The organism is Flavobacterium fontis (genome assembly GCF_900129405.1).
GTDB lineage: Bacteria > Bacteroidota > Bacteroidia > Flavobacteriales > Flavobacteriaceae > Flavobacterium > Flavobacterium fontis.
The window spans coordinates 70255-80919 of sequence record NZ_FQVQ01000015.1; the positions used below are offsets into that span (position 1 = coordinate 70255).

General features: G+C 36.0%; 12 protein-coding genes. 1 reads left to right on the forward strand and 11 read right to left on the reverse strand.

The window, feature by feature from the left end:
• Positions 1 to 360: a BlaI/MecI/CopY family transcriptional regulator gene (locus BUC17_RS11780; RefSeq protein WP_073364719.1), complete on the reverse strand. Its 360-nt coding sequence runs from the start codon at positions 358 to 360 to the stop codon at positions 1 to 3.
• A 126-nt stretch (positions 361 to 486) separates the two neighbouring features.
• On the opposite strand from BUC17_RS11780, the gene BUC17_RS11785 reads away from it, so the two are divergent.
• Positions 487 to 1029: a hypothetical protein gene (locus BUC17_RS11785; RefSeq protein WP_073364721.1), complete on the forward strand. Its 543-nt coding sequence runs from the start codon at positions 487 to 489 to the stop codon at positions 1027 to 1029.
• Between the two features lie 119 nt (positions 1030 to 1148).
• On the opposite strand, the gene BUC17_RS11790 is transcribed toward BUC17_RS11785, so the two are convergent.
• The 10 genes from BUC17_RS11790 to BUC17_RS11840 all read right to left on the reverse strand — a co-directional run bounded on the left by BUC17_RS11790 (position 1149) and on the right by BUC17_RS11840 (position 10542).
• On the reverse strand, positions 1149 to 2369 hold the full coding sequence (locus BUC17_RS11790) for an MDR family MFS transporter (RefSeq protein WP_073364723.1): 1221 nt from the start codon (positions 2367 to 2369) through the stop codon (positions 1149 to 1151).
• A 71-nt stretch (positions 2370 to 2440) separates the two neighbouring features.
• The gene (locus tag BUC17_RS11795) at positions 2441 to 3646 is read right to left on the reverse strand and encodes a serine hydrolase domain-containing protein (protein WP_083544957.1); all 1206 of its coding nucleotides are present in this window, start codon (positions 3644 to 3646) and stop codon (positions 2441 to 2443) included.
• 270 nt (positions 3647 to 3916) lie between these two features.
• Positions 3917 to 5353 (reverse strand): S41 family peptidase, encoded by a 1437-nt coding sequence (locus tag BUC17_RS11805; RefSeq protein ID WP_143161792.1) that lies wholly within the window; start codon positions 5351 to 5353, stop codon positions 3917 to 3919.
• A gap of 402 nt (positions 5354 to 5755) precedes the next feature.
• Complete coding sequence (locus tag BUC17_RS11810) at positions 5756 to 6343, reverse strand: hypothetical protein (protein WP_073364731.1); 588 nt, start codon at positions 6341 to 6343, stop codon at positions 5756 to 5758.
• Between the two features lie 157 nt (positions 6344 to 6500).
• Complete coding sequence (locus BUC17_RS11815; RefSeq protein WP_143161793.1) at positions 6501 to 6917, reverse strand: TolB-like translocation protein; 417 nt, start codon at positions 6915 to 6917, stop codon at positions 6501 to 6503.
• A gap of 188 nt (positions 6918 to 7105) precedes the next feature.
• Positions 7106 to 7630, reverse strand: a complete 525-nt coding sequence (locus BUC17_RS11820) for a hypothetical protein (RefSeq protein WP_073364735.1) — start codon at positions 7628 to 7630, stop codon at positions 7106 to 7108.
• 198 nt (positions 7631 to 7828) lie between these two features.
• Positions 7829 to 8314, reverse strand: coding sequence for a hypothetical protein (locus BUC17_RS11825; RefSeq protein ID WP_073364737.1), 486 nt, complete (start codon positions 8312 to 8314; stop codon positions 7829 to 7831).
• A 166-nt stretch (positions 8315 to 8480) separates the two neighbouring features.
• A complete protein-coding gene (locus BUC17_RS11830; RefSeq protein ID WP_073364739.1) occupies positions 8481 to 8990 on the reverse strand; it encodes a hypothetical protein in 510 nt (169 codons plus the stop codon).
• Positions 8991 to 9203: 213 nt separating this feature from the next.
• Positions 9204 to 9623, reverse strand: a complete 420-nt coding sequence (locus tag BUC17_RS11835; RefSeq protein WP_143161794.1) for a hypothetical protein — start codon at positions 9621 to 9623, stop codon at positions 9204 to 9206.
• A gap of 163 nt (positions 9624 to 9786) precedes the next feature.
• On the reverse strand, positions 9787 to 10542 hold the full coding sequence (locus BUC17_RS11840; protein ID WP_073364744.1) for a hypothetical protein: 756 nt from the start codon (positions 10540 to 10542) through the stop codon (positions 9787 to 9789).
• Between the last annotated feature and the right edge of the window lie 123 nt (positions 10543 to 10665).

A 10665-nucleotide genomic window follows, 5' to 3' on the forward strand; every position in this document is an offset into this window, starting at 1 on the left:
CTATGATTTCTTTTCAATTAACGCTAAAATTTCCCGTAATTCATCGGCAGAGATCTTTTCTTCTTCGGCAAAATGCGAAACCAGTTGCTTGTAGGAATTGCCAAAATAATTCGCAATCGCCGTTTTCATAAATGTTTTGCGGTAATCCTCCAAAGCGATAATCGGAAAATATTGATGGGTATTTCCAAAGGCCGTATGCCCCACATAACCCTTATCTTCCAAATTGCGAATGATGGTCGAAAGCGTATTGTAATGCGGGGTGTCTTCAATGATTTCCGCTTGCACTTCTTTTACAAATGCTTTTTTCAGCTTCCATAAAATGTGCATGATTTCTTCCTCTTTATTCGTTAATTTTTGCATCTAAGTTTCTATTTTATATTGCTGAATCAAACTTATAACTATTTTTTTAGTTGACAAACTAAATTTATAGTTATTTAACTAAATTTTTAGAAGTTCTTTTGTTTCAACAATGATTATCTTTGTCCCATGAGCCGTAAAATCTACCATCGACATAATTTTCACAAGCATACCTTTTGTGTCTTTCAGGAGGTCGATGTTGCGCTTATCAAAGGGATGCAACCCGATTATACGAGTGCTTCGGGGAGTTCGTACTATTTTACAGAAGCGGGAGTTTATCGGTATTCCAACCACTGGGGAAGGGCGGCCAATTGCAAATGGAGGCTGACCTCGCTTCAATCCTCACGCTACTCGGGTTCAGTGCTTGGGTACGCCAATTGGTCTGATTTCTTACCGGATAATGAAATTGAAAAATTGTATGCGATAGAAATCGACTTTGCTCATCGAACCGCTCAGTATCATCACAAATTGAGTAAAGAATTTCCTGAAAACACCGTTTTTCGAACCGCCCCTGAAACGCTCAAACGGTTGAAAGTCATTCGGCAGCACCTCAAAGAAGAGGCATGGTTGCAGTATTTTGAGGGTGATCCAACGGAAATGCGACAACATATTTTAACCCTATGGAATACAGGAACTGAGTCGTTAGAGATAATTAAAAGAAGGTTTTTGTGAGGGTGTTGAAATGGTTAGCTTCTGAGATTCTGAGCCTCTGAGCTTCTGAGCCTTTACTGCCAACTGTTCACTGCTCACTGCCAACTGCTTACTGCTCACTGAACACTGAATACTGAACACTACATCTTTTCCTTTTGTACCCATCGGTATACGCCATAGCCCGCGGCGGTTCCTAGTAAGCCTAGGGTGCCCATAACCCACCAATTGGTAGCATACCCATAGCGATCTACAACATTCATTCCGATTTTGGCACTCAAAATATGCGCGGCGGAATAGCTCATGGTGAATATGGCCATATACCGGCCTTCATGTCCTTTGGGGGCGCGACTCAAAGCGAATGTATTTGAAAACGGGAAAGCAAACATTTCAGCAAAGGTCATAAACAACATCATTACAATAAGAATACCCGCCCATTGATTGATAAGCAATAAGAATAGGCTGAGACTCATAAAAAAACAGCCCCAGGTTACCATCTTTACTTTGTCTATTTTTTTGCGTTCAACGGCACTTACGATAGGCATTTCAAGGAAGAAAACCAATACTCCGTTGAGCGTAAGTAGCAAACCCGTTTGAAGTTCGCTCAATCCAAATTGAATGCGGTGGTAGAGGGGAATGGTCGTAAAAAGTTGGAAGAATAAAATTCCCGTAATGACACAGCAAAAGAGAAACAGCCAGAAAGGCCCATCCGCGAATACCGATTTTCGTTGAGCTTCCAAAGAGGCTTTGGTTTCAGCATCGATAGGGGGGCGTTTCTTTTCTTTCACTTTTGCCACAAAAATGAGAATGGCAATAATGCAGGTAGCCCCATCTACCCAAAACAATCCTTTGTATCCCAAGCCCATGATGATCCATCCGCCCAATGCAGGTCCCGCGGCAAATCCCAAATTGATGGCTAAACGAACCAAGGTCAATGCACGTGTTCGATTTTCAGGTTTGGCATAAGCACCAATAGACACAAACATGGCGGGGCGAAACATATCGGCAATCACCATGATGATAAAAATAGCGATGCACAGTCCTACAAAACTTTGAATATATTGTAACCCAAAAAAAGCTAATCCGCTAGTGAATAAGCTGAATACCATTATTTTATAAAATCCTATCTTATCGGATAGTTTACCTCCAAGCCAGGATCCCAACATCGAACCCAGACCAAAAAAAAACAGAATCCAACCGACTTCGTTGTAATCAAAATGCAAATCTTCTTTGAGGTATTTCGACAAAAAGGGGAGTACCATCGTGCCCGCTCGATTGATGAACGTAATCAAGGTAAGTATCCAAATTTCTCGGGAAAATCCTTTAAAATTGGCGATATATCGACGTAGGGCAGCTCGTAACATGAGGCAAAAGTAGCGATTATCTTTGGCTTATGATAACGGATGCTACAGATTCATGTTTGCACGATTAATCGTTAGAGTTTGAGTAAATAATTGATCAATGGAGTGTCGATGCTATAGCGATATTCGGTTTGAGAATCATTTTTTTTCCGTCCCCATTTTTCGCCCAATAAACGAACTAATACTTTATCTTGCTTGGGGTAAATGGCTAATAAGTGTCCAAATTCACCACCGTGCTGTAGGTAAAAGTTTTGGTTTTGAATTTCATACAAGGGTAAATGAAATTGATAGGCTAAAGTGGTAATTCTTTCAATTTCAGTTACAGAAAGGGATTCGCTCAAGGCATTCCCAAGCGTTAGATAAGTCCACGAGGTATCCGCCATTTTCCATAAAACCTTTAGCGCTTTATCATTCGGGTTAATGTGTTCAAGTTGTTCTAATGTTGTTTTTGGAATCTGAATTACCTCTTGAAAAGGCAAACATCGAATTCCCATGGCATATCCATATTTTTGCGCCATCGCATTGGTAAGAGGAATTTGAAACATCATTGTACACCATTGCTCCGAAATAATGCGGTTCCCTTTCCAAAGTCCTTTTTGACTCAATAATTGGCCGATTTTAAGCAAGTCCGTTGCATTCATAGCGAGTCCATCCATACCCCAAGTTTGCCCAGTAGCATCTTTATTCCAAGAATAATTACTTATTTCTAAGGGTTGGAATACGTTTTTTTGAATGAAATCAGAGAGGGGTAGTCCAGAGACCTTTTGCACAATCCCTGAGAGTAAGTTATAGGCTGTATTGTTGTAAAAAAATACGGTTCCTGCGGGGACTCTAACGGGTTGATTGAGTGCATAGGCCACAAAGTCAGACTCAGGATAAATCAATTGGGAGCCGTTGGCAGCTTCTATTCCGGAAGTGTGTTGAAGGACATGACGAATGGTAATCTTACTTTTTAAGGAATCCTTTGCCCAAACTGGATAATAAGTGGCTACAGGAACCTCACAGTGTGGAATTTTTTTCTGATCAATTAAAATTCCGATAGCTAGGCTAGAAAAAACTTTAGTAATGGAGTAAAGAGGAAAAAGGGCATCAGGGTTTCCTCGATACGTTTCATTAATTACGCATTCGTTTTGCATAGAAACAACCAATCGATCGGTTTTCATTTGCTTATTTAAGGCAATCATTTCCTCTTTTACAACAGGATTTACTTGTGTCTGACCCATCAATCCAGCGTGAAATAACATTATTATTGCCGTTACAATACTAAATAGGGAACGCATAAAGTTGCAAAGGATTGGTTTGTTACTCTTTTTCTAAGATTAATTTTCTTCCTTTTTTTGGAATGTAAAAAAGTCTTTGAGTAGGACTCCAACAGCGAACAAAAAAGCGATCAAATAAAGGGTGTCCAATACTGGTTTTTCGAAGCTAAATGTTGTAAAGTTAAAATGGACATAGCATTTGTAGCCCGTTACTAGAGCAATTAAAAGCGCAAAGACATTGAGACGTTTTTGGGATTTCATAGGTCATATGATTAAAATTACTAATTTTTATTATTCCTTCTCCAACACCCCTTTGACATGTGTAATCCAGGTTGCTGGGGGGAGTTGATCCAGTCGGTATTCGGGTATAAAACCGGTTTGATCGATGGGCGCCGTATCGGTCCAATGCGATTTAACGATGGGTATTGTCAGATAAAAGCTTGAAAAGGGAAGTGGGGTTGGGGTTGACATGCCTTCATAGTCCATCATGCCGTAGGTGGGCGTCCCGAAGCGCCGTGTTTTTTCACTTTGTTGACTGAGATAAAAAAAGTATTCGGTTGAACTTCCCCCGAAACCATCGACGATTAGGGCCACTTTTTTGGGATTACCTTTGGGCACGTCCATGGGAAAAGTGACACCAGGAATAGGGTAGAAGGGAAGCTTAGTCGTGGTCAACTCTTCGTAGGCGCTTCGATAGGCTTGTACAGTCGCTTCGGGAAAGTATTTTTGATAGGCTTCGGGTATGGGTTGTGTAGCAAAAAATTCAAGATCCTTTCGTTTCAAATGCACATTGTCGGGGGTGACACGTACGTAGGTATCGCGTTGGTGAATCGGTTGGGTGAGTAAATAGGGAATGAGGGACACCCAACCCGAACTTCCGCCGCCGTTACCCGTAAGGTCAATAATCAAGTTTTCACACGATTTGATAGCCGCGTCGTTTTGTTGAACCCAATTTTGAAGGGTTTCTTCGTTGTTTAAAAAGGTTGGGATTTTTATCCATGCGGTTTTGTTGGAAAGCTTTTCAAATCGTAGGCCATGTTGTTGATTTTTCCAGGTTTCCAATTCGATCCGCTCGGAGGCATTCATGGTTTGAGGAAAGATTTTTCCCCACATTTCATGACTCCATAATTGCAACAAATTACCGATTTGTCGCGCAGGGCGTGGTGTTGTGATAAAACTTTCCCGATTTTGATACACATATCCTTGTGGCGTAACCGTGAGTTGCACATAGACCATCCCCGGGCGATACGCCTGTTCTTGCGAACTCAGAACAATACCGGTGAACGTAGTATCATTTTCCCGTTGAATACCTAGGGTGAGTTTGCCGTCGGGATGGGTCCAAATGCCCTCGAGTGCATGCCGATTGGGTTGGAGGCACTGTTTTTTAAAAACCGATTCCGTTATCGGTTTATCGCCCCAAGGATATTCAGATGAGGGAATATAGGAAAGGATAAAATGTTTGTCTTTAAAAAAGTGAATGTAGCTCGCCAACAAGTCATAGCATTGTTTGGGTTGGGTAACCGTGGGCGTTGCTTTCTGGAGTTGGTTAACGAGTTCTTGATAGGTTTTTTGGGTTTGCGGCGTTACTTTCACGGGAAATCCAGCATAATTAGCCTCGGTTTCACGCTGTAAAGTCGAAAAATTTGCGGCACAGTCACAGGAATCGGTTTGTGCTATCAGCGAAATACTATGCCAAACGAACCCAAGGAAAATGAATTTTCGTAACATTCGGTTAGTTTTTGGTGGTATACTTAGGGTATTAAACTCCTCTAAGGTATGTTTTTTTTTTAAATTGTGAAATCGACACTTTTTTATGGCATTAATTAATTGTATAAAAAGCAACAATATTCAGAAAATCAAATATGTGCGTCTCACATAGAATTTTCAAGCTAATGATAACCAACAATTGACTTCCTTGATCTATTTCAGAAGGAAAATGCAAGGCTCGAAAAACTATCATGAGCGGAATTGGTTGGAGAAGGAGGTTCTTTAGAAATCGAACGTTACGCTGTCCCCAGACTGGTACAATGTTAGAGAACTTTACATTATTTTAAGCTAAAATAGAGACGTGGGGAAAGAAGTTCAATTCAAGAAAAACCAACTTTTGAGTGAAGCCCCTGTTATGTATGGTTATTCCTTTAGTTCGTTAAATTCTTCTTTCAAAAGATTTAATAATTCAACAAAAGAATTCAATTCGTCTACTTCGGGATAATGTTCAAAATAAGTTTCAGGATTTGAATATGAAACTTTGTTTAATCTATCTCCATTGCGAACAATAACTTGATAATATTGGCCATCTGTTACGGAAACTTTCTGCCAATGTAATTCATATTCTCCACGTACATTTGTTATTTCACCTTTCTTTTTGAGTTTGTATTTTATTTTATCCCAATCAGCTAAATTTTCAATGTTTGTATTTAACATTTTCAGCCACAATAAGTCAAAGTCAGTTTTTACAGTAACTTGAATTTTTTCAAAGCGACTTTTTTCATTTTCATTCCTTGCGCTGTAACATTTAAAAAATTCAACATTCCAACTTTTGTCTGTTTTCTGATAGATTCTAAAAAGTTCTGAGTAATTCGTAAGTGCAGCAAACTTATATACTCTGATTTCTTTTTGATAAGTCAAAGAATCTGGAATATTAATTATTTGATTCGTTGATTGACTAAATGTAACTGTACCAATGAATAGAAATAGAATAAAAAGGATTATCCTCATAAGCAGTTATATAATTTCGAATAACGTATCGCAGCCTCTCGACTGAGGCCATTCTAGCAAACGACATGCTTTATACAAAGATAAAATATAATCACTTAGAAAGCTGTTCAATTCAGGAAAAACCAGCAATGTTCACGAAGAGGTTATATTTTCTAGTTTAATTAGCACTTCCAATCCATAATTGATCTGAAAAATCTGTCGCTACTTCAACTAAATTACTTCCATTGATATTGCATGAATAAATAGAGGTTGATTGTGCCGTTGGATTAAGAACTTGAAAAAAAACTGTTTGCCCGTCAGGTGAAAGTTTAGGATTTGCATTTCCATTCACATTATTGAATCTCAAATTACTTGGAAGATTAATTGGAATTTGAGTTGGATTGGAGCCATCATAGTTACAAATCCAAATAGATTGAGTTGGGCCCCACTTGCAATAAACTATTTTTTCAATTGGGGTTGAATTTACAGCGTTGTTATTTTTTTCAGAATCTGAGTTTGAACAACTAATTTGAAATAAAATTCCAGCCACAAAGAAAGCGAAAAGATACATTGAGCTTTTGAAGAAGTTTTTCATATGATAAAAAATTTAGGTTGCTACTACTATGTGTTTCGGATAAGAACTGATTACAAAGTTTTTTTAAGCACTGGTTTGAGGCAAAGACCGCGAGAGACTTTCTTCCTAAAATGATAAAATGTTTTCGTGAAGAAAGAAGTTCAATTCAAGAAAGTCTATTTATAGTGCAGACATTCTGATAGCTATTGTTATTTTACCTGAAACGAATTGAAGAAATCGTTAATCTTTGAGTTTCCATCATTTTCTTTCGGACAATATACAATCAAGCCGCAATATTTATTTTTTACAATATACATTCTCATATTCGCGATTATTTGGTCATTATTAAAACTCAATTTTACCTCTCTTCCTGAATATACTCCAAGTGATATCGCTTTTTCAGATATTAAAATGGCTTTATGATTTCTAACGGAGCCTGCGATAGCAGCATCGAAAAATTTTTTTTCTTCAGATAATGAGTTTTTTGGGATTTCATTGTAAGAAAAATGATATCTCAAATTCAACTGATCGAGACTTTTTGCATTATAAGTAAATGTATTCGCTTCAACTTCTCCTGCCAGAGTTTGCATATTCTTTTTCTCTTCAATTGGCTTCTCGGGGAAAGATACTTTAAAATTGGGGGAATCAAGTACGTACCAATCCGTTTGAATATTGAAACTTAGGCAAACTAAAGATAGGCCTGTAATAAGAGAGATAATTTTTATTTTATTCATAATAAATAGTTCAATTTTAGATTCGTTATGTTTCTTACTTACGTTTTTTAATCATCAATATCATTTAGCGGCTTTATATCAATTACAAACTTGGCGATCGGCGTGTTTATTGCTAAGTTAAACTATTTTAGTGAAAAAATGAGCACGACTAAAGAAAAACTAGTAATGGGGCAAAGCCACTGTAAGTAGATTTTTTAATTATTTAATTATACTCCACGTTGCTTTTTTTAGTAAAAATCGTTTGCTTGCTTCTTCAACATTAGTCTCTTTAGGTACTGGTATTCCTTGTTGCGCTTTACTGGCGTTTTCGTTTTGGACAAAAATGGGCAAGTCATTTTTTTCAATTAAGATACCTGTCACTTTTAAGGTTTTTGCGTTATCTTCATCTGGATAAAAATCGATAGGCCAACCCTCCATTTTGTCTATCCATATACGGGTTCCATTTTCTAACAGCAATGCTGCTCCAAGTTTCATATTTACGGATTTCCCAATAACAATTATTTTTTTGCCAATATACTTTTTTAAAATTTCGTCACTTGGATTTTCAATTGCAGTACTTTTTTCTTTTGGTGTGGTATTAGTAGTTGAACACGCAACGATCAAAAGAAGAAATAAGAGCAAAGTGTATCTAATAAATCCGAAGTTGTTCATAACACTGGGCATTTTTAAAATATCTGCAAACATGTTGCGACTTTCACCTGTTGTTGCTGTAGTCACGAACCAAAACAAAACTACGGAACTTGTTTGAAAGATAAACTTGTCATCCCCTGATTATATTCCATGAGAGACGAAAATAGCATGCCCAAGCCCGGTAATTGGTGTAAACCGCTGTTAGCAAATGGCTTTAATTTTACAATTTTAAAAAACCTTTGTAATCTTTTAGTTCAGTGAAAATTCGAATTCCTAATAGATTCCAATCCTTTTTTCCTGATATAGTATATTTATAGGTGTTGCTATTAATTTTATCAATATCGATTTCTTTGGCTTCCCAGTCTATACCGCTAACAAAACCATTCCTGTATGTATATGCATTCAATAATCTGAATTCTTGATTGTACTCTTTAAAAGTTATAGATGCATGAATTTTTGTAATCAATTTATCTTCGATAATTATTTCTTCGTTGAAAATGTGATCACTAATTTTTTCCTCGTCTGTTATTTTTGTTTGATCAATTATTTTGAATTGCTTCACTTCTTTTTCATTGTTTGGTTTACTAACGAATGAAAGATTTCCAAAAGCAAATATCAAAGTCGCTAACAAACCTAAGTTTTTACGAATTAGTTTTATCACTTTAAAACAAATAACAAAAAAGTAAATCAACAGTGAAATATTTAAAATGCCCCAAATTAATTCTAACATAATCTCAATTTTAATAATTATATCTTATTTACGCAGTTCGATAAGCTATTTGCTAACCTTCCGTCTTTAGCCGACTGTGGCGGTCAAAGCGAAACGATTTTTCCTTACTAAGATAAACGTTTTTCGTGTAAACCAAACACCAAACTAGCACTTACCAGCCATAGCGGCTAGCGGCTGTTAGCGGTGGTTTGTGTTTATACTTAAGTATTATAATTAAAATACTCTCAGTTTGAACAACTTGAAATTTTCATCATCAAAATAAAAACTTGAATTCGACTTTTTCAAAATTACTTTTGTAGATTCCAATTTCGATTCAACCGTTTCAAATTCTATATCAACCTTATCTAAGAAGTTTTTAAAATTTTTCAAGCTTGTATTTTCACTTAACACGATTTCTACGTCTCCAAATTTTAAGAAACTGAGTTCTCTAGTTTCATATTGAAAATCAAATTGAATTCCAACAACAATTCCTTTAGCCACGATAATCTCGAAAAAATAATCTCGAATGTAGAATCCAGCAATACAAGGTATGTCGCCTTCTTCTTCTTTAATAATTTCTATATTATGGTTTAAGTTGTCACCTATTTTAATATCGGAAATTTTTCTTTCTAGTATTAATTCAGATAAGTTCATTTTCATACAGTTGTCGATCAAATCACCGCTAACGGTTTGGCGCTTGGCGCAGTAGGGGAGTTATGAAAACGCAAACTGTCTAGCCGTTAAAAATTTGATTAAAAGTAAAAAATATAATTGAACCGTTATGCCCCTATTGCGCCAAACCCCTGTTAGCAGTAGTTTATTCTTTTATATTGCTGTGATATTCTTTATAAATATTTTCAAATCTATCATCCCAATCAGCAATAATATATGTTATTTTAGAATAGTCTGCATTGTCAATATACTTTCCTCGAATTGATTGGTTATAGTTTATTTCCTCAATAATTTCATTTCCTTTTATTTCGCCATAAGTAGCAAATTGAGTTTTGCCATTATAAATTAAAATTTCTCCAAGTTTCGATTTTAGAGCAAATGGATAAGTCGACATCATAACTTCTTTTGCATTCATGCTTGAGATTCTATATTTATGAGGTAGAGTGAAATCACTTTCTTTAATTTCTTCAACACTATTAATAAATATTACATTTTGATAATAATATTGAAATGGAGCACTTTTTGAAATCAAAATGATACAAAAATCTATTACTTCACCATTCTTTAGTTTTACTTTTACAGGAAATTCTAAATTTTTAGCACTGAATGAATATTTCGAGCTTGGCAAACCTTTTATTGAGATTAATTTTTCAAAATCTTCTCTATTAAGTTTTAAATCATAATTATTCCATTCAAGAATACGGTCAACTATTTTTTGGTTAATAAAGCGAATTCTTTTTGATTCATTATCGAAATACCAATATTCTTCTAAGTCTTTATATTTATATAAATCGCCAAATTTTAAAGATTTGAAATGCTTGAAATTATCAAATTCTTCTTCTTTTGAATAGAATTCAAAGTCACTAAAGGGAGTAGAAGGCTTTTCTTTAATTTCAGTCATATTTTCTCGTTTTTTCGGTTAAATTACTGCTAACGTTCCGCCTTTAGTTTGCATTATTAAATATTAATTACTTTAACCTATAAGGAAACGGGTGAACTAAAACGTTTCGTAGGGTTGTGACCT

What these genes read in the sequence shown, in the direction of transcription:
- BUC17_RS11805 (WP_143161792.1), bottom strand. Translation starts at nt 5,353, where the DNA reads ATGTTACGAAAATTCATTTTCCTTGGGTTCGTTTGGCATAGTATTTCG.
- BUC17_RS11785 (WP_073364721.1), top strand. Translation starts at nt 487, where the DNA reads ATGAGCCGTAAAATCTACCATCGACATAATTTTCACAAGCATACCTTT.
- BUC17_RS11830 (WP_073364739.1), bottom strand. Translation starts at nt 8,990, where the DNA reads ATGTTAGAATTAATTTGGGGCATTTTAAATATTTCACTGTTGATTTAC.
- BUC17_RS11815 (WP_143161793.1), bottom strand. Translation starts at nt 6,917, where the DNA reads ATGAAAAACTTCTTCAAAAGCTCAATGTATCTTTTCGCTTTCTTTGTG.
- BUC17_RS11780 (WP_073364719.1), bottom strand. Translation starts at nt 360, where the DNA reads ATGCAAAAATTAACGAATAAAGAGGAAGAAATCATGCACATTTTATGG.
- BUC17_RS11835 (WP_143161794.1), bottom strand. Translation starts at nt 9,623, where the DNA reads ATGAACTTATCTGAATTAATACTAGAAAGAAAAATTTCCGATATTAAA.
- BUC17_RS11810 (WP_073364731.1), bottom strand. Translation starts at nt 6,343, where the DNA reads ATGAGGATAATCCTTTTTATTCTATTTCTATTCATTGGTACAGTTACA.
- BUC17_RS11790 (WP_073364723.1), bottom strand. Translation starts at nt 2,369, where the DNA reads ATGTTACGAGCTGCCCTACGTCGATATATCGCCAATTTTAAAGGATTT.
- BUC17_RS11825 (WP_073364737.1), bottom strand. Translation starts at nt 8,314, where the DNA reads ATGTTTGCAGATATTTTAAAAATGCCCAGTGTTATGAACAACTTCGGA.
- BUC17_RS11795 (WP_083544957.1), bottom strand. Translation starts at nt 3,646, where the DNA reads ATGCGTTCCCTATTTAGTATTGTAACGGCAATAATAATGTTATTTCAC.
- BUC17_RS11840 (WP_073364744.1), bottom strand. Translation starts at nt 10,542, where the DNA reads ATGACTGAAATTAAAGAAAAGCCTTCTACTCCCTTTAGTGACTTTGAA.
- BUC17_RS11820 (WP_073364735.1), bottom strand. Translation starts at nt 7,630, where the DNA reads ATGAATAAAATAAAAATTATCTCTCTTATTACAGGCCTATCTTTAGTT.